17 protein-coding genes and 2 pseudogenes are annotated in these 19,061 nt (G+C 36.0%); 13 read left to right on the top strand and 6 right to left on the bottom strand.

The features are described from left to right. The first annotated feature begins 28 nt into the window (after window positions 1–28). The 4 genes from MKX53_RS09140 to MKX53_RS09125 all read left to right on the top strand — a co-directional run bounded on the left by MKX53_RS09140 (window position 29) and on the right by MKX53_RS09125 (window position 4,575). Window positions 29–748 (top strand): S16 family serine protease, encoded by a 720-nt coding sequence (locus MKX53_RS09140; protein ID WP_340910777.1) that lies wholly within the window; start codon window positions 29–31, stop codon window positions 746–748. A gap of 123 nt (window positions 749–871) precedes the next feature. Next, on the top strand, window positions 872–2,125 hold the full coding sequence (locus MKX53_RS09135) for a Y-family DNA polymerase (protein ID WP_340910776.1): 1,254 nt from the start codon (window positions 872–874) through the stop codon (window positions 2,123–2,125). 124 nt (window positions 2,126–2,249) lie between these two features. Continuing rightward, on the top strand, window positions 2,250–2,984 hold the full coding sequence (locus MKX53_RS09130; protein WP_340830608.1) for an SDR family NAD(P)-dependent oxidoreductase: 735 nt from the start codon (window positions 2,250–2,252) through the stop codon (window positions 2,982–2,984). Between the two features lie 163 nt (window positions 2,985–3,147). Then, complete coding sequence (locus tag MKX53_RS09125; RefSeq protein WP_340910775.1) at window positions 3,148–4,575, top strand: aldehyde dehydrogenase family protein; 1,428 nt, start codon at window positions 3,148–3,150, stop codon at window positions 4,573–4,575. A 222-nt stretch (window positions 4,576–4,797) separates the two neighbouring features. Here MKX53_RS09125 and MKX53_RS09120 read toward each other — a convergent pair whose 3' ends face one another. Beyond that, on the bottom strand, window positions 4,798–5,580 hold the full coding sequence (locus tag MKX53_RS09120) for a helix-turn-helix domain-containing protein (protein WP_340910774.1): 783 nt from the start codon (window positions 5,578–5,580) through the stop codon (window positions 4,798–4,800). A gap of 215 nt (window positions 5,581–5,795) precedes the next feature. On the opposite strand from MKX53_RS09120, the gene MKX53_RS09115 reads away from it, so the two are divergent. The 3 genes from MKX53_RS09115 (at window position 5,796) to MKX53_RS09105 (ending at window position 7,252) form a co-directional block, all read left to right on the top strand. Then, entirely contained in the window at window positions 5,796–6,266 is a 471-nt protein-coding gene (locus MKX53_RS09115; protein WP_340910773.1) for a DinB family protein, read from the top strand. A gap of 18 nt (window positions 6,267–6,284) precedes the next feature. Continuing rightward, the gene (locus tag MKX53_RS09110) at window positions 6,285–6,713 is read left to right on the top strand and encodes a VOC family protein (protein ID WP_340910771.1); all 429 of its coding nucleotides are present in this window, start codon (window positions 6,285–6,287) and stop codon (window positions 6,711–6,713) included. 164 nt (window positions 6,714–6,877) lie between these two features. Beyond that, window positions 6,878–7,252, top strand: a complete 375-nt coding sequence (locus tag MKX53_RS09105; protein WP_340910770.1) for a peptidylprolyl isomerase — start codon at window positions 6,878–6,880, stop codon at window positions 7,250–7,252. Between the two features lie 62 nt (window positions 7,253–7,314). Here the strand turns inward: MKX53_RS09105 and MKX53_RS09100 are convergent. Continuing rightward, a pseudogene (locus MKX53_RS09100) lies at window positions 7,315–7,425 on the bottom strand (TetR/AcrR family transcriptional regulator); the annotation flags it as partial. A gap of 53 nt (window positions 7,426–7,478) precedes the next feature. Here MKX53_RS09100 and MKX53_RS09095 point away from each other — a divergent pair. Continuing rightward, window positions 7,479–8,156 (top strand): annotated as a pseudogene (locus tag MKX53_RS09095) (MFS transporter); the annotation flags it as partial. 29 nt (window positions 8,157–8,185) lie between these two features. On the opposite strand, the gene MKX53_RS09090 reads toward MKX53_RS09095, so the two are convergent. Then, complete coding sequence (locus MKX53_RS09090) at window positions 8,186–8,818, bottom strand: phosphatase PAP2 family protein (RefSeq protein WP_340910769.1); 633 nt, start codon at window positions 8,816–8,818, stop codon at window positions 8,186–8,188. A gap of 133 nt (window positions 8,819–8,951) precedes the next feature. Further along, entirely contained in the window at window positions 8,952–9,845 is an 894-nt protein-coding gene (locus MKX53_RS09085) for a DMT family transporter (RefSeq protein ID WP_340910766.1), read from the bottom strand. 280 nt (window positions 9,846–10,125) lie between these two features. On the opposite strand from MKX53_RS09085, the gene MKX53_RS09080 reads away from it, so the two are divergent. Next, a complete protein-coding gene (locus MKX53_RS09080; protein ID WP_340910764.1) occupies window positions 10,126–10,836 on the top strand; it encodes a ZinT family metal-binding protein in 711 nt (236 codons plus the stop codon). Between the two features lie 401 nt (window positions 10,837–11,237). Then, a complete protein-coding gene (locus tag MKX53_RS09075) occupies window positions 11,238–11,525 on the top strand; it encodes a hypothetical protein (protein WP_340910763.1) in 288 nt (95 codons plus the stop codon). A gap of 289 nt (window positions 11,526–11,814) precedes the next feature. On the opposite strand, the gene serC is transcribed toward MKX53_RS09075, so the two are convergent. Next, window positions 11,815–12,912, bottom strand: coding sequence for a 3-phosphoserine/phosphohydroxythreonine transaminase (serC, locus tag MKX53_RS09070; RefSeq protein ID WP_340910760.1), 1,098 nt, complete (start codon window positions 12,910–12,912; stop codon window positions 11,815–11,817). A 236-nt stretch (window positions 12,913–13,148) separates the two neighbouring features. On the opposite strand from serC, the gene MKX53_RS09065 reads away from it, so the two are divergent. The 3 genes from MKX53_RS09065 (at window position 13,149) to MKX53_RS09055 (ending at window position 17,473) form a co-directional block, all read left to right on the top strand. Further along, complete coding sequence (locus tag MKX53_RS09065; protein ID WP_340910758.1) at window positions 13,149–14,903, top strand: ABC transporter ATP-binding protein; 1,755 nt, start codon at window positions 13,149–13,151, stop codon at window positions 14,901–14,903. Further along, window positions 14,903–16,687: an ABC transporter ATP-binding protein gene (locus MKX53_RS09060; protein ID WP_093534139.1), complete on the top strand. Its 1,785-nt coding sequence runs from the start codon at window positions 14,903–14,905 to the stop codon at window positions 16,685–16,687. The genes MKX53_RS09065 and MKX53_RS09060 overlap by 1 nt, the downstream gene beginning before the upstream one ends. 138 nt (window positions 16,688–16,825) lie before the next feature. Then, a complete protein-coding gene (locus MKX53_RS09055) occupies window positions 16,826–17,473 on the top strand; it encodes an SDR family oxidoreductase (protein WP_340910756.1) in 648 nt (215 codons plus the stop codon). A 186-nt stretch (window positions 17,474–17,659) separates the two neighbouring features. Here the strand turns inward: MKX53_RS09055 and MKX53_RS09050 are convergent, their stop codons facing one another. Next, the gene (locus tag MKX53_RS09050; protein WP_340910754.1) at window positions 17,660–18,646 is read right to left on the bottom strand and encodes a DUF2268 domain-containing putative Zn-dependent protease; all 987 of its coding nucleotides are present in this window, start codon (window positions 18,644–18,646) and stop codon (window positions 17,660–17,662) included. Window positions 18,647–19,061: the final 415 nt, after the last annotated feature.

The raw sequence follows: 19,061 nt of genomic DNA, 5'->3' as shown, positions 1-19,061 counted from the left end.
TTATTTATTGGGAATTAGGAAAACAAACATGTTAAAACATATCTTCCTATTTTCCTTTATCGCTTCGTTTCTTTTATTGATATATGAAGTACCACTGATTTCAATGGAAGGGAACCGGTATGTCGTATCATCTTATCATCCACCAGAAGAACTAGTAAAAAGCTCTGGAATCTACGTGTTGGGTATAAATACGACCGAGGTACTACTGGAGGAAGGCTTAGAAGAACAAGATTTTTTAGAGCTTAACAGTCACTCCATGATTTTTGATATAAACCAAGTTACTAATATCCATCGCTATGCGAATAAAACTATAGCACTTATTCAATTGATTGGTATCAATTTAGAAGTAGATTATGTTCATCAGATGTCCATGAATGTAAATGCGTATTTAAGTACAGGTAATATAGCAATTGATGAATTTTTATCTAGAAATAATGTAAATGGGAACAGTGCGGGTTTGGCTCTCGTATTATCCAGTCTAATAGAACAAGAGGAAGTTAAAAATGCAAAAACAATTGGTGTGACAGGTGCTATCAGTAAAACTGGGGAAGTAATAGAAATTGGTCAAGTAAAAGAAAAAGTTCTAAGTGCAAATAAAATAAATCTCCCGTATATAATTCTCCCTCTTGGAAATTTGGAAGAAGCCAATGAAGTAGTGGAATCATTAAATCTTCCAATAGAAGTTATCGGAGTTCAGACTGTCAGTGATGCCATTCAAAAAATCAATGAGCTAAACGAGGAGAAATAAAAGGAGAATGCGAATAATACAACGTTTTTTTGCCTATCTACCCAATTTTTTACCATTGAATAAGAACGTTTGTTTGTAATATACTATAAAGAACATACGTTCCGAAAGTGAGTGGTGAATATTATGTATGAAGGACTAAAAAACCGGAAAATTATATGTATTGATATACGAAGTTTTTTTGCAAGCTGTGCAGCAGCAGATGCCGGCCTGGATGTTACGACTACACCGATTGCAGTCATCGGAAATTTGGAGCAAAAAGGAAGTATCGTGCTTGCTGCATCTCCACCTATGAAAAAACAGTTTGGTGTGAAGACTGGAACTCGCTTGTTTGAAATACCAGATCACCCTTCCATACATCTTATTGAACCTAAAATGGAGTTTTTCGTTCGAGTATCGATGGAAATTACACGCTATTTACATCAGTTTGTCCCACATGAGTCCATTCATGTGTATAGTGTCGATGAGTGTTTTGTAGATCTTGGCGGAACAGAAAAGCTTTGGGGACCTATTGAAAACACGATAAAACGTATACAAGACGAATTATATGCTCAATTTCAGTTGCCATGTGCAGTGGGTATGGGACCAAACATGCTTATGGCTAAGTTGGCACTCGACCTGGAGGCGAAAAAAAGTGGCTTTGCTAAATGGGAATATGAAGATATTCAGGAAAAGTTGTGGCCAGTAACACCTTTAACTGAAATGTGGGGGATAGGATCACGTCTTCAAAAAACATTAAACAATATGGGGATTTTTAAAGTGGGTCAATTGGCGAATACCCCATTATCCTTACTCGAGGAAAAGTTTGGTGTAATGGGCAACCAACTGTATTATCATGCTTGGGGAGTAGATCTATCCGAGCTCGGAGCACCTCTTGCTGAAGGGCAGATTAGTTATGGTAAGGGACAAATATTATTTAGAGATTATCGTAGTAAAAAAGAAGTGATGGCAGTCGTTTTGGAAATGTGTGAGGACGTAGCTAGACGAGCACGTGAAGCGGAAATGGTTGGGAGAACCATACATCTATCTGTTGGGTATAGTAAAGAGGAATTTGGCGGTGGATTTAATCGTTCCCGCTCTATTGATGAGCCGACAAATGCCACCATGACGATTTATAAAGTATGTGATCAAATTTTTGATGAATTTTATGATCGCCGTCCTGTTCGAAAATTATCCATCTCGATTACCAATTTAGAACCAGAATACTCCATGCAACTAAGCTTGTTCGAAGAAAGTAAATGGAAGGAACGGAAGCTTGGAAAAACAATGGATGCCTTACGTAGTAAATACGGTTCTACTTCCGTTTTACGTGCAGTTTCATATACAGAAGCAGGAACTGCAAGAAAACGTGCAGGATTACTCGGTGGACATAAAAAGTGAAACTTAGGTAGTTTAATACTTTGACTTTAGGAAGTAAGAAGACTATATTTAGAATATAAATATCTTCAATTCAAGATATAAAGTTTAGATATTTAAATTTTATTTAGATAGGAGAGATTTTCTAATGAAATTACAAGGAAAAGTAGCTATTATCACAGGTGGTGCATCGGGAATTGGTGCTGCAACAGCAAGACTTTTTGTTGAAGAAGGCGCAAAAGTCGTGTTAGTTGATTTAAATGTAGAAAAAGGCAAAGCGTTTGAAGCAGAGCTAAAAGCTCAAAATGCCGATGCACTATTTGTTAAAGCAAATATTACAAGTGAAGAAGAAGTTCAAAATATATATAAAGAAACCATCGCTGCTTTTGGTAAAGTAGATATAGTTTTCAATAATGCTGGAATTGGTCGCGTTACTCCTACAGAAGAGTTAGAGTATGCAGAATGGCGGAATACAGTGAATGTCGATTTAGACGGCGTATTCTTAGTTGCGCGTGATGCAATTCGTGAAATGCTTAAATCTGGTGGTGGCACAATTGTCAACACTGCATCTATGTATGGGTGGGTAGGTTCTCCTGGATCTGCTGCTTATAATGCGGCAAAAGGCGGAGTTATTAACTTAACTCGCTCACTGGCATTAGAATATGCAACCAAAAATATTCGTGTAAATGCACTGGCACCAGGTTTCATCGATACACCGATTATTCCGGAAGAAAGCAAAGAAGTCTTAAAAACGATGACCCCAATGCAGCGTCTAGGGCAGTCAGAGGAAATGGCTAAAGCAGTACTATTCTTGGCTTCAGATGATTCTTCCTTTATGACTGGAAATGTTCTAACGGTGGATGGCGGATATACAGCACAATAAGTAAACCTTTAAAATGACTTCCGACTTCAACTCGGGAGTCATTTTTTGTTATAGGAATTACTGCTCCACCAAAGAAGTCACCCCCATCCTTGGTATCCACTTGTTTACGAACAGCCAAAAAGGGAACAAATAAAATAAGTCAATTTTATAAAGGAGTTTTATTATGCTTAATCATACAAAACAATACATCAATGGGGAATGGGTGGACTCTACTGGTTCAGAAACAATTGAAGTAGTAAACCCTGCGACAGAGAAAGTAATTGGTAAGATTAGCAGCGGCACGAGAGATGACGTGGATCGAGCTGTGGAGGCTGCTAAAGACGCGTTTCCAACCTTTTCAAAAACATCAGTGGATGACCGGATAAAACTTTTAGAGGATATTGCAAACGAATACGAAAATCGGAAAGATGATTTGATAAAAATAATAACCGAAGAACTTGGTGCTCCAATCACCAAATCAGAGAAAATCCATTATCAAATGGGCCTTCAACATTTTAGGCAGGCAGCAGAAGAGTTGAAAACCTTCGAATTCAAAGAGGAAAGAGAAAATTCTTATATTCAAAAGGAAGCGATTGGTGTAGCTGGACTGATCACCCCATGGAATTTCCCAACCAATCAAATTTCTACAAAACTCGCTAGTGCATTGGCAGCAGGGAGCACCTTAGTAGTGAAGCCTGCATCTAAAACTCCCTTTGCGTCTATTATTCTAGCGGAGATTTTTGATAAAGTTGGTGTTCCTAAAGGAGTATTTAACCTAGTGAATGGTTCCGGTTCAATAGTAGGGGAGGCAATTTCCTCTCATCCGGATGTCGATTTGGTATCTTTTACTGGCTCGGGAGAAGTCGGAAGTAGTTTGATGAAAAATGCTGCAGATGGCATTAAAAATGTATCATTGGAACTTGGAGGGAAATCTCCATTAGTCATTTTAAAGGATGCTGATGTAAAAGCAGCAGCAAAAACCGCATTAACTCAAATTGCTACAAATACAGGACAGGTATGCTCCGCAGCAACACGAGTGATAGTACATGATGAAATGCATGACGATTTTATAGAAGCAATGAAGGAATTAGTAACGGAGTTTCCTGTTGGCGATCCACAGGAAGAAAGTACATTTATGGGGCCGCAGGTTTCCAAAGAACAATGGGAAACGGTTCAATCCTATATCCAAAAAGGACAGGAAGAGGGAGCCACTATCGCTATCGGGGGACCTGGCAAACCCGATGGAATGGAGCGAGGTTTCTTTTCCAAAATAACTGTTTTCACGAATGTGCAAAATGATATGACTATTGCGCAGGAGGAAATTTTTGGCCCCGTTATGTCTGTTATTACGTATAAGAATATTGACGAAGCTATTAAAATCGCCAACGATACCGTATACGGCCTTGCTGGTTACGTATTCGGAAATGATAAAGAAGAACTGAAAAAAGTGGCTTTAAATATTCGAGCAGGACAAATAAGAATCAATAATAGTAAATCAGACATATCGGCGCCATTTGGTGGCTTTAAGCAATCCGGCATTGGTCGCGAATGGGGAGATTATGGAATTGAAGAATTCCTGGAGCCTAAAGCGATTATGGGAATGCCCTCTTAAATAAAATAAAATCTGTTTGAGTAATTTTAAGAGCACTGTAAAGTCCTCAGAGCTATTTCACAGCGAGTAAGTGAACGATAAATCGTTTGCAAACTCGCTGTTTTTAATTTCAAATTCAACCCTTCCTAAAGGAAAAAAACAGAGCTAAGACAGGTAATAAACAATGCCTATTAATAACCAATGTTAAGTGGTAAACAGTCGCTTCATTTGCTTGACAAGAGATCATTCCTCCAATTCCTCATAGAATTCAAATAAGTCTCGTTGGCAGATCTTTTCAAAAATACCTGCGTAATAACCTGCAAGATTATGAATTTTCTTCTTTTTAGTAGCATGTAAGGAGATTGATAGTGCCTGGTATCCAACGTTTTCATAGAAATCTTTGTACTGAGGGAAGCAATTAATGACACGGTGAGTTAAGCTTCTGTAGACACCATACAATTGACTTACTGTCCTTTGGTCTTTTCCAAGCATCGAGAAAATAGTTGATTTAAACTGTTGGTAGAATGTATTTGAGTTTTTATGTAAAGAATTATCCGCAGTATCTTTAAAATACGTATTATGTAATAATTCTTTTTTAGGGCTTAAAGAATAATCGGTTTCTTTCTCCGTGAAATGCTCTTCAGTGCTTGATATTAATAGAGTTTGAGATACCTCACGACTGATCATTTCCGATTGGTCAACGTAAGGCAAAATGACTAAAATATTTGCGCCATAACCTTTTGCCACACGTCGAATGGTAGAGATTCTTTCAATAATACGAAGATTTTCTAACTTACGTAACGATCTTCGAACCGTTGAATCCGATTTATTAATCACTTGTGTAACTGTTTTTACTTTTAAATGAGCAGCACCAGGATACTTACAAGCATATTGTGCAAGGAAGGATAACACTGTACGATCCGTATCATTCAACTTATAATAATGCTCCGTTAGATGCGATCTAATATGTCCATCCATTTCAGTAACACTTTCAAAAGTTTGATATTCCTTTAGATAAATCGTCATTTTATCTTCCCCCTAGAATGATGTAAGTTAGCGATTAGCCAAACGCTTCACAACCATTACATAGAAGAAAATAGGGAAAAAGAATACATAATACAATAAAGAGTTCTAAAAAACTTGAGGAATCTTTTTTAATAGGAGAAAGGGAAGGGATTTAGTGTGGTCAAAGAGAATACATTTAAGAGCAGGAGTGTTAAGAGAAAAGAGGGGGATTAATATTGGAACAAACAATTTTTCAGCATATGCAAGTAGTAAGGGGAATAACAGAAAAATCTATCCTACAAATACCCGAGGAACTGGCAGATATTATTGCACCAGGATTTACGAATAATATTCGTTGGAACTTTGGTCATATTGCATACATACAGGAAAAGCTTGTATTTGGTGTTTCTAACGATAAGATGAATCTTCCGGAAGCATATGAAGTATTTTTTAGTGCGGGTACGAAACCCGCTGATTGGATTGGAACTCCACCATCTCTAGCACATATTTCGGAGGAACTAATTGCACAAAAACAACGAATAGAAGATTACTTAGCCGGAAAACTACAGAATAGATTGCCTGATCCTTTCACTAACAAAGCTGGAATTACATTTCATACACTTGGAGAAACTTTTCTATTCAGTTTCTATCATGAGGCCCTGCATATGGAAACGATCAAAAGGATTTATCGTGCCATTAAAAACTAAAATGAAGGAGGTACTAAATTGGAACATGTTTTAGACCATGTCGGAATTGCAGTTAGAAGTATTGATGACGCACTTCCCTTTTACCTGAATGTGTTAAATGGAACACTGGAGGACCAATATACGAGTGATGCCCCTGGAGTAGAAGTCCATGTCGCAGTTGTCAGAACTAGCGATAAAATGATTGAATTGCTTGCGCCGACCAACAAGAACTCGCCAATGGCTCGATTTATAAAGCAACGAGGAAAAGGTGTACATCATATCGCTTATCGAGTGAACGATTTGGACAAAGCCATACTCGACGCTAGAAAAAAGGGAGTCCGTTTTTTAGAGGACACACTACGTACGAACATCCGTGGAAGAAGACTCATATATATAAATCCAGCATCAACTGATGGGACTTTGATCGAACTATGTAGTTATGCAAATATAAATAACTCGGATGAATAATGGAAAGAGGAAAAGGATGAAATTTTATATTGCATCAAGTCTTAAAATATAGACCCGGTTAGAGATGTCAGTAAAAAATAAAAAGACAATGGGTTTATCCATACATATCACTGGACTTTAATTGACTACATTAAATAGGAACCAATTAATAGGGAGAGGTAGCAATGTTAAAGAAAATAGTTGTTTTAGGAATTTTGGTGCTTTTCATTTTATCAGCATGTAATTCTTCCACAATGAGTATTAAAGAAATTGAAAATGTTCCTAAAGATTTACAAGAATATGTGAATTCCAGTTTAAGGCTTCAATCAATTAATGATGGGGAAAAAGGTTATTATATTATATTTCATTCAACTGGAGAGGTAGAAGCATATTTAGAAACACAAGGAGATAAGTTAAATATTATGTTTAATGAAACCAATCTAAAAGATGAAGTCATAAAGCAAAATACGTATTATGTAACAACAGGTCCAGAACACGAAATGATAGATGTTCTAGTAAATGGAGAATCAATTCCATTTGATAATATGACAGTTCAATAATTGAAAAATAATTAATGCCAACACATTGAATAATCGATGTGTTGGCATATTTTTGTAGTGAACTAGGAGCGATACATAAGATTAATTTGCTCGGCAATATAGGTTGAATCTAAATGTAGGCCATCTTTTAACCACCACATAATGATACCTACAATAGAAGCAGTTTTGACATCTGGATCTACAACGACTTTTCGATGATTTAGTCATCCTTACTTCCATTGTTGGAGGTTTGCTCGTAACAATCTTGTTCTGTTACCGACAGATAAAGTCTGCGGAGCCTCTATTGAATCTAAGTGTTTTTAAATTTAAAGTGTTTACGATGACGACAGTTGTGAATATTGTTATTACCATTTTAATGTATGCCGATTTAATATTGCTGCCGATTTATTTGCAGGACGGGCGGGGGTTTACTGCACTCGGTGCAGGATTGTTATTATTACCTGAGGCAATTATTAATGCCATACTTTCTCCAGTAACTGGGAAGTTATTCGATAAATTTGGGGCAAAACCTTTGTTTATCTTAGGAACAGGATTAATCGCGATATCGATGCTTGCGGTTATTGATTTATCACCCGAAACAACCACAATATATATTTTAGTTCGTACAATTTTATTGCGTATTGGTTTAGCATTTATCACAATGCCGTTAAATACCGCTGCTTTAAATACTTTACCAAAAGAATTAGCTTCTCACGGATCAGCTATTAATAATACGGTTCGCCAGCTCGCGGGAGCAATAGGGACAGCTGTTATAATGACAATCTATACGATTCAATTAGTGAATGTCTCATTAGAGTCTAATACTGCTTATATTAATGCGGCAAGTAACACGTATTTCTATATGTTTGTAATTTCTATAATAGCGTTTATCATTACTTGGTTTACGCCGAAGAAGACTAGCTAATGAACATTTTATAGGAATACCAAAAAGACTTAAGTTCTAGTGGACTTAAGTCTTTTTGTTTGTTCGCTTAAATTCCGATGTTCTCTGTTTAACCACCATGCGCAAAGGATGAACCAACTATAGCCAAGCAACCACCCGGCTACAATATCCGAAGCAAAGTGACGTCCTTCTGTTATTCGAGAAAATCCAATGAGCACTGCTAATATAATGGCTGAAATCCAAACGATGAGCGATATTTTCTTCGAATTAATATGTAGCGTAATTAGATAAGAGATTGTTAATAAATAAACTAACCCATGAAAAGCATGTCCGGATGGAAAACTAAAAGTAGAAAACTGATCTACAATTTCAGGTCGAGGACGTTCAATCATTCGTTTTAAAAATTGATATAAACCATATCCCACGCCGATGGATAGTAGGACAAAAACCATTAACCTGTAGTCATGTTTTCGAATCCAAAGGAGGATTAGAACAAGTATCATAATCGCAAAAATAAACTTGGTTTCACCTAAATAATGAAATATTGCAATAAAACTGTTGCCATATAACGTATTAAAAGCAACCTCATCAAAAGCTTGGATGAATGGTGTTTCATAAGTTATCCATAAAACACAAAATACAACGAAAGCACAAACGGCTAAAACATATTGTAACTTATACATACATCTATTCTCCATTTTAGTAAGGATACATTAGTATGGCTAAAATACGAATAGAAATACAATTTATATACGTAGTATCTTAGTTTTAAATGATAAAACAGTAGGAATATGAGATTCCTACTGTTTTGTTAAGTCATTTAGTTGTTGTTTTTAATCTGTTTGGGAGATTAATAGAATTATTTTCACTAACAAATGTTGCACCTAAAAGTAATGCACCACCAAGTATTTGCACAAAAGTCATTTGCTCTTGCAAGATAAGCGCAGATATTACTAATGAGGTGATTGGATCTGCATAGCTTAGTGCAGCGATGCTTTGTCCTTTTAGTTTTTGCATACCTGAGAAGAATAACAAGAATCCAATACCCGTGTGTATAACCCCTAAGATTAATATAAAAGGAATGGAAGAACTAGATACTTCTAAAATTCCAAATCCCTCCGTAAAGAAAACATATGGCATGAGAAGTATTGTGGCTGTTCCCAGTTGAAGGACAGTAGTTTCTAACCCATCCATGTTTTTAATAAACTTATTTAGCAACATTAAAGAAGCATATAACACAGCTGCCATTAAACCATAACCAATGCCAATTAAGTCATTCAATCCAGATGTATTCACACCACCATTACCAACAATAAATAACATACCGAGCATAGCTACAGCAATACAAATTATTTTCTTCACTGATAATTTTTCCTTGAGTACAAGTGGCGAAACAATTAGAACAATAACTGGTGCAAAATAATAACTTAAAGTCGCATTAGAAAGAGTCGTATGCTTGAATGCCTGGAACAGGAAAATCCAATTTCCACCCAAAGCAATACTAGATAGTAATAAAATAAGCGCATTTGCTTTAACTATTGCCCACGAAATTTTCTTTTTCATCAGGAACATCACAGTTGTTAAAAACAAACTGCCGATTAAACCGCGTAGTAAAGCTATTTCACTAGAAGACAAATCAATGTATCGAACAAACACACCGATTGTGCCAAAGATTATCATTGATAATAAGAACTGAATTTTAGATTTCATCGTTTGCTCCTCCAAATCGGTGAAAGTGTTCGTATTTCGCAGACTCTTCAACTGTTATTAATAGCAGTTGAAAATACCTTATGAATTCTCGACATTTCTTGATGAACTAATTATACATAATGACATATTGTTTAACCACCTGAGCTTTAGTTAGATAACATTAGTCTCCCAACCCATTTTGTCCTATTCTCCATATGTTAATTTTTACTTGACGTTTAAAAAAGACATGTATATACTTCTAAATAGTAATGATTACGATTTAAGAAAAGGAGATTTAGAGATGAAGATTTCATTAGCAACAGGGTTAAGTGTAGTAGTCATAAGTTCAATATTGGTAGGTTGTCAGAATTCAGAACCAGATGGGGCCTCCACTGAAAAAGAAGTAAACAGTGCAGAAAGTCAAACAGATTTTAGTGAGCAAGAGCATGATCATAGTCATGGACATGATGAAAAGACAGAAATTTACGATGGGTTTTTCGATGATAGCCAGGTAAGTAATCGTTCCCTTTCGGATTGGGAAGGCGATTGGCAGTCCGTTTATCCCTATCTTCAAGACGGTACACTTGACGAAGTATTCGAATATAAAGCTGAGCTGGACGATTCTAAGACAACCGAAGAGATTAAGGGATATTATGACAAAGGTTATAATACGAATGTGGAGCGAATTATAATTCAAGGGGAGAAAGTTACTTTCTACAAAGGAGAAACAGAATATTCCGGGAAATATGTCAATGATGGATATGAAATATTAACATATGAAGCTGGAAACAGAGGGGTCCGATACATATTTAAATTAGTAGGAGAGAGTGATGGACTACCTCAATTTATTCAATTTAGTGATCATAGCATTAGTCCGAATGAATCTGACCACTTCCATTTATATTGGGGTGACGACCGTACGGCTCTATTAGAAGAAGTAACAAATTGGCCAACTTACTACTCGTCGGAATTGGACGGACATGATATTGCACACGAAATGATAGAGCACTAACTTTAATAATTAAATAAAGTAAGCTATCTTAGGAAAGTGTTCTGTCTTATACAGGATACTTTCCTTTTTTATATACTATTTTAGGGACAAGAGCTGTTTAGAACATATTTTAAAGTTACTGATTAAAGTGAAAGAAGTGTACGAAGATGTTTAACTTGAAGAGCAATGCACTACTTAGCAGGAAAGTTAACAAGAAAATATTTTAGCCGTTAAGTGTCATACTTCAAAAAGGATAGGAATAAGTACATAACTAGAACCTATTATAAAATGGGAAGAAATGAGATGATTATACGTTAGAAAAACTGAGGGAAATTAATCTGAAAACTGCTGTAATACTAGGGATTGTTTTTTACTCTTTGACTATCTTACTACATCTTCTTATTCTAAGCGGAATTATTCCGTTGACATGGGTTAATGGCGGACGTTCTGAATCCTTCACTACTCAGTTACCAGTATCTATAATCAATATTTTTATTTCTATTATTGGAATAGGATTTACGCTTTTTATAAGTAAAAATGTATTAAAGAAGTACCGAAGAGGAATTACCGTTATATGTTGGCTCTTTGTAGTACTCTGGTCAGTTGGTTTTGTACAACAATTGCTAGGAACACCTTTTGAGAAAATGATTTGTTCATTAATACTGTTACTAGGAGTCATCTCGAACTTGAGGATGGCGATCGAAAAATGAAAATAATATAGTGCTTTACATAATGAGCTGTGCTGTTTATACAGCTCTTTTTTACATTAGCCGAGTCTGTTACATCAAACTGGATTTACTCAAATAGAAATTATTAATACACCCTAAGCGGTAAACAAAGTGAAATAAAGGATGTAAATGAAACTATCGTTCTTAAGTCTATAAATTCGTCCGAAGAACCTCAGTAGTTATGTTAAAGATATTCCTCCTAAATGTCATCAATGAAAAGAAGAGTAATTCATATAAAACCCAAGGTAAATTAACCTTGGGTTTTAAAAAGTTATTTATGTTTATTTTGAAATGCAATCATGAAATCTTGTAAAGCTTTACATGTTTCAAATGGAACCGAGTTATAAGTAGAAGCACGGCAACCACCTACAGAACGATGACCATTTAAGCCCACAAATCCTGCATCTTTTGCTTCAGTTAAAAATTGTTTTTCTAATTCCTCGTTTGCTACGCGGAATGTAATGTTCATGAGAGAACGGCTTTCTTTTGAAGCATGTCCTGTATAGAAGCCATTACTGTTATCAATTACATCATAAATCAGTTTTGCTTTTTCCTCATTTTGTTTAGCAATAGCAGCTAATCCGCCTTGTTTTTCTATCCAATTTAACACTTCGCCAAGCATATAGATGCCGAAAGTTGGTGGTGTGTTATATAAGGAATTACTTTCTACATGTGTGCTGTACTTTAGAATTGTTGGTATTTCTTTATTGGCTTTTGCAAGAAAATCCCTCCGCGCAATAACAACAGTTACTCCAGAGGGGCCTAAGTTCTTTTGTGCTCCTGCATAAATCAGATCAAATCTACTAATATCTATAGGTTTTGACATGATATCACTAGACATATCTGCGATTAAAGGAACCTCGCCTGTATCAGGAAACTCCGACCATTGTGTTCCATAGATTGTATTATTGGATGTTAGATGAACATATGCGTCATCTGACCCGAAATCGATTTCTTCTAAAGAAGGGATATTCCGATATTTATTTTCTTTAGTACTGGCAGTTTGAACAGGTTCACCAAAAAGTGTAGCTTCTTTATAAGCTTTTTCAGACCAAACTCCTGTCATCACATAGCTTGCCTTTTTTTCAAGCTGTAGGAAGTTCATCGGAATCATAGTAAATTGAAGGCTTGCTCCACCTTGGAGGAATAGAACTTCATAATCGTCAGGAATAGCAAAAAGTTTACGTAAACGAGAAATTGCTTCATTATGTACTTCTTCAAACGTAGAACTACGGTGACTCATTTCCATAATAGACATGCCTGTCCCATGGAAATTGACTAATTCTTGTTGTGCCTTTTCTAACACTTCTACTGGAAGTGCAGATGGGCCTGCATTAAAATTATACGCACGTTGGTTTGATTGGCTCAATATAAACTCTCCTATTCTAGTGAATTCAATATATTTATCTATTATATACGGTTTTTAAGCGAAAACATTAAATATTTTGCGATAAATTTCGAAAAGTGAATAAATTGTTAACGTTCAATTTTTGTTATCGAATAAGAATATTTCAGAAACCGAATTATTTCTTTAATTCATCTATCGGAATGTTCTAATATTTGCTAAAATGGTAAAGTCTTAATACATATAGTGGGGGAAGAAAAGTGAAAGTATTCTTAGATTTAGGATGGTTTTTTAAACAGAGAAAAAAGCAGTATTTGATTGGGATTCTAATGTTACTATTCGTTGCATTTCTACAGCTGCTGCCACCGAAAATAATAGGGTATGTAGTAGATGAAATCAGTCAAAAAACACTAACTACGGAGTTTTTGGTGAAATGGTTAGTTGTTTTAGCACTGGCGTCGATTGGGATGTATGTTTTGCGATATTATTGGCGAATTATGATTTTCGGTTCGTCCATATATTTAGCAAGACAGCTAAGAGAAAATTTGTTTCGTCATTTTACGAAAATGTCTCCATCCTTTTATCAGAAAAAGCGTGTTGGAGATTTAATGGCCCATGCTACAAATGACTTATCAGCAGTTCAACAGACAGCTGGAGCAGGCGTGCTGACACTTGTAGATTCGCTAGCAACAGGGGGGTTCGTAATAGCAGCAATGGCGATTACGATAAACTGGAAGCTAACATTGATAGCATTGTTACCACTGCCTCTAATGGCTATACTAACAAGCTATTATGGTAAACTATTACATCAACGGTTTCGATACGCACAAGAAGCTTTTTCCAACTTAAATGACAAATCACAGGAAAGTATTTCTGGTGTAAAAGTCATTAAAACATTTGGGCAGGAGAAAGAAGATACGAAGGATTTTGTTCGATTATCAGAAGAAGTAGTAGACAAAAATATACGCGTCGCAAAAGTAGACGCATTATTTGATCCGACCATTTCTTTAGTCGTAGGGATGTGTTTCTTCTTATCTATAGTATTTGGTACTAGATACATACTTGCCGATGAAATGTCGATTGGGGATTTATTTGCTTTTACTTCATATCTTGGTTTGCTCGTTTGGCCAATGCTTGCGTTCGGTTGGCTGTTCAATATTGTGGAGCGAGGACGCGCATCTTATGACCGTATTAAAAATCTAATGGAAGAAAAGATTGAAATAGATGATATTCCAGATGCAGTGAATGTAAAGCCCGAAGGAGATATACATTTCCATATTGAGGACTTCAAATTTCCAGGTGACGATCGCAGCGCATTACATAATGTAGACTTTACACTTAAACGAGGCGAGACACTCGGTATTGTCGGTAAAACGGGATCGGGGAAAACAGCTATATTAAAGCTATTAATGAGAGAATTTGAAGGATATACAGGGAATATTTTGTATGGGGACTTTTCAATTGATACATACAAAAAACGCAGTTTACGTGAAGCGATTGGTTATGTGCCACAGGATCATTTCTTATTCTCTACTACAGTTGCTGGTAATATAGCTTTTGCCAATGCAAATGCCACGATAGAAGAAGTGCAAGAAGCTGCAAGATTAGCTTATATTCATGAGGACATTTTACATTTTACAAATGGTTATAATACAATTGTTGGTGAACGCGGAGTATCATTATCTGGCGGGCAAAAACAACGTATATCTATTGCGCGTGCACTGATGATGGCACCCGAGTTACTTATTTTAGATGACTCTTTATCGGCAGTCGATGCTAAAACCGAGGAAGCGATTTTAGAAGCATTAAAGGCTAAACGCAGCGATGAAACTACTATTATTACTTCTCATCGACTGAGTGCAATTCAACACGCACATCAGATCATTGTGATGAATGATGGGACAATTGTAGAAAAAGGATCGCATGAAGAGTTAATGGAACTGCAAGGAATATATTATGAAATGTACCAACTACAGCAGTTAGAGTCATTAGTGGAACAGGGGGGTGAAGCATAATGAATGACAAACAACCACAGCTAACAGGTAAAGACCAGTGGGTAGTTTTCAAACGTTTGCTGGGCTACTTGAAACCACATAAAAAAGTAATAGCCATCGCATTACTATTACTAATACTAACCGTGACAGGTGATATTCTTGGGCCTTATTTGATCAAGACGTATATGGATGACTTTTTGACCCCTAGATATTTCCCAACTGGACCCCTCTTAGGCCTTGCACTTGGATATATTTTTATACAAGTTGGGAACGTAATTGTCAGCTATTTTCAGCTACTAACTTTCCAAAAGCTAGCGCTGAAAATTATTCAGCAGATGCGAATTGATGTATTTTCAAAAGTTCACAAATTAGGAATGCGCTATTTTGACAAAACACCAGCGGGTAGTATTGTATCTCGCGTTACTAATGATACTGAAGCTATTAAGGATATGTTCGTTAGTGTGTTGGTTGGATTTGTACAAAGTGGTTTTTTAGTAATTGGTGTATATATCGCCATGTTTATATTAAATGTGAAACTAGCACTAGTTACGACGATTCTATTGCCAATATTAGCTATAATTATCCTAACTTATCGAAAATATAGTTCGGTAGTTTATCAAGATCTTAGAGAGCGATTAAGTCAGTTAAATGCCAAGCTAGCTGAGTCCTTACAAGGAATGACGATGATTCAAGCATTTAGACAGGAAGATCGTCTACAGGATGAATTTAACGAAATCAATGATTCACACTGGAAAGCTGGTAGACGAAATATTAAACTGGATAGCTTATTACTTCGTCCAGCCATTGATTTGGTCTATGCCTTAGCGATTATTATGGTACTTAGCTACTTCGGGATTACCTCTATGAATAATATCGTAGAAGTCGGTGTTATATATGCTTTTGTTACCTATATCGATCGGTTCTTCGAGCCAATCAATCAAGTAATGCAGCGGCTTTCTATTTTTCAACAGGCAATTGTCGCAGCATCCAGGGTTTTCAAGTTATTGGATGAGACAGACTTAGCACCTAAACAACAAAACGTAGAAACGGCGAAAATCGAACAAGGGAAAATTGAATTCCAAAATATTACTTTTTCCTATGATGGAAAAACAGATGTGCTAAAGAATATTTCGTTTACGGCTGAACCTGGTCAAACGGTTGCTTTAGTCGGACATACCGGTAGTGGGAAAAGTTCGATTATTAACTTACTGATGCGTTTTTATGAATTCGAGCAGGGTGATATTAAAATAGATGGACATTCTGTGAAAGACTTCAAATCAGCAGAGATGCGTGATAAGGTTGGGCTCGTTTTGCAGGATCCGTTCCTGTTTTACGGGGATATCGAAAGTAATATTCGCCTTCATGCATCAGATATGAAGGATTCGGCAGTACAGGAAGCGGCGGAGTTTGTACAGGCAAATAATTTTATAGAGAAACTACCGAATGCTTATAAACAAAAAGTAACGGAACGAGGCTCTACTTTTTCAAGCGGTCAAAGACAACTCGTAGCATTTGCTCGTACGATAGCTACTAATCCTAAGATTTTAGTGCTAGATGAAGCAACTGCGAACATTGATACAGAAACGGAAGTTGCAATTCAAAGTAGTTTAGAAAAAATGAGAAAAGGACGGACGACTATTGCGATTGCCCATCGTTTAAGTACTATACAGGATGCAGAACTAATTCTTGTACTTCATCATGGTGAAATAGTTGAACGAGGGACTCATCAGGAGCTCCTAAACCAAAAAGGTTTGTATCATAAGATGTATCTACTACAAAATAATGTAGTGGAGGATATCGCCTGATTCTTACCCAACATAAACCAGCTAGAGTAATAACTCTTGGCTGGTTTATTTCTTGTTTGGGAAAAAGCTGATTAATTGTAATGACTTTCCACTTGTGAAAGGATAGAGGGAGAACAATTTTGAAGGGAGACGTTTCTAATGAACGTAATAGTTATTGGAGCAAACGGACAAATTGGGCAACATGTAGTAAATGAATTGCATCAAAGTAACACTCATACGGTGACCGCAGTGGTCCGAAAAAAAGAGCAAGCGGAAAAGCTTATGAATCGCAATATCCAAGCAATAGTAGCGGACTTAGAAGGCTCCGTGGAAGATCTTGAAAAAGTAATTACTGGAGCAGATGCCATCATCTTTATTGCAGGTTCGGGTGGACATACAGGACCAGATAAAACATTATTAATCGATTTAGATGGTGCAGTGAAAACGATGGAAGCAGCTAAACAAGCAGGAGTGGAGCGTTATATTATGGTAAGTGCATATGATGCTGATAAACGCCAAAATTGGAACGAAGGAATGCGTCCTTATTATGTAGCGAAACACTATGCTGACCGAATGCTCGAAGCAAGCGGTTTAAACTACACGATAGTTCGACCAGGTGGACTTGTGAATGAACCTGCAATTTGCAAAATTACGGTAGGGGCGGAAGCCAAGCCGAGCACCATTACTCGGGAAGACGTAGCACATACACTTATTGCAGCCTTAGAGAATAAACAAACATATCATCGTTCCTTTAATGTAGTAAACGGGGAACATTCAATTGAAACAGCATTGAATAATCTTAACTAAAATAGATAGCCTCTTGATATTTGAGAGGCTTTTTTTAACTTTTTGGCTATGTTAAAGGTAAAGGTTGATAATGTTAAATAGTTGGTGAGACTTACCCTACAGAAGAGTATCGGGAATATAAATAAAAAATCCTTTTCTAACATACAAAAGGACACATTAAGGATTGTAGACCATTGATAAAGAAAACTACTCGTAATTAGCCATGTAATTCCCTTCTTCAAAAATTTCTCTCGGACTTTTGGAAGTCCAATCTTCTACTGTCGCATCGGGATGTAAGTTTAAGTAAGACCTAATCATTTTATAGCCCTCACTATAGCCATAATAGTCGGGTAAACCTCTAGAGCCACCTAATATAAACTCATTGGTACCACTACTCTCAAGATATGTTTCAATCTTACTCCAGTATTCTTTGTTAAAGTTTTCGTCAAGCACCAAATCTTTACTATTTGTATCGGGGTATGCTAAGGTTTCAAACATCACCGCAGACCCTTCTATAATTAGATTATCTAAAACTGTCATGAAATAATCTTTCGTATAATGTTTTTCAAACCAAACACTATGATGATATTCATGAGAAACACCTGATTTATTATAATTATCAAGCTCACTCAATTTAAAATAATTATTAAGCTCACTGAGAAAGACAGTAATTTTTCCTGTTCCAAATGTTATCATGTCAGAAGGAAATTTTTCATTTTCAGGAAACACACATACTGTTGTTTTTTTATCTGATGAAAGTATGTCTGAGGATTTAACAAGGGAATCCTCAATTAACATGTTCATATGTTCTTGTTCCATCGATTCTAATTGATTCTTGATACTATTAAAATCACTTTCTTCCGGTATCCATTCAAATACACTAAATTTATAATGTTCCGCACCTTTAAAACATGCATCATATACAGGTTCGATAATTATATTTTGATATAATTCGTTAGGTGATTCATCAGGATTTCCCTTAACAGTTTCAAAATAGTTTTTATATAGCATATAAGCATGAATTATTTCAAATTCCTGTCCAGTATTGGGATTTTTAAAAGAATAAGATATATCTTGTTGTTCATTTTCCATAATGATATTCTCTAGAGATTGTTCAGTTTGCTTACAGGCTGATAAAATAATAATTAATAGAAGCATACAAAATGAAATTATAATTTTATTAGCAATATTCATTAACTTCATCTCCCCTTACTACATCCATTTACTTCCTTTACGTTCCATTATTTCTAAAAGTTTCATTAATTTAATTGATAAATATTCATCACATTAACAAACAATAATTTTAAGATAATTAGGTTGTATTGGAATATTTGGGAGAAGATTCTTGAAGAGGCAGACTACTTTCCAATTTTGGGTACCTAGAATGCAAAGTCTCTCAGCCTTAACTTGTCTGCGGTTTCCCATATTCCATGAACACTCGCTAAGATAAGCACCTTGAAATTAGTGGTATCTCTTCTCTGAAACTTTTCATTGTAAAATCTGATATCCCAACATTTTTCTCATCAATAAAATCCTAACTTACTGGTTTATATAGAGAGTTATTAATTATCTTATCGCTGATCAAAAAAGCTTGTTGTTCGATTATATT

It is taken from the genome of Psychrobacillus sp. FSL K6-4615 (assembly GCF_038008225.1).
Taxonomy (GTDB): domain Bacteria; phylum Bacillota; class Bacilli; order Bacillales_A; family Planococcaceae; genus Psychrobacillus; species Psychrobacillus psychrotolerans.
The sequence above is the reverse complement of the archived record's forward strand: the minus strand, read 5'-3'. Positions and strand labels throughout refer to the sequence as shown.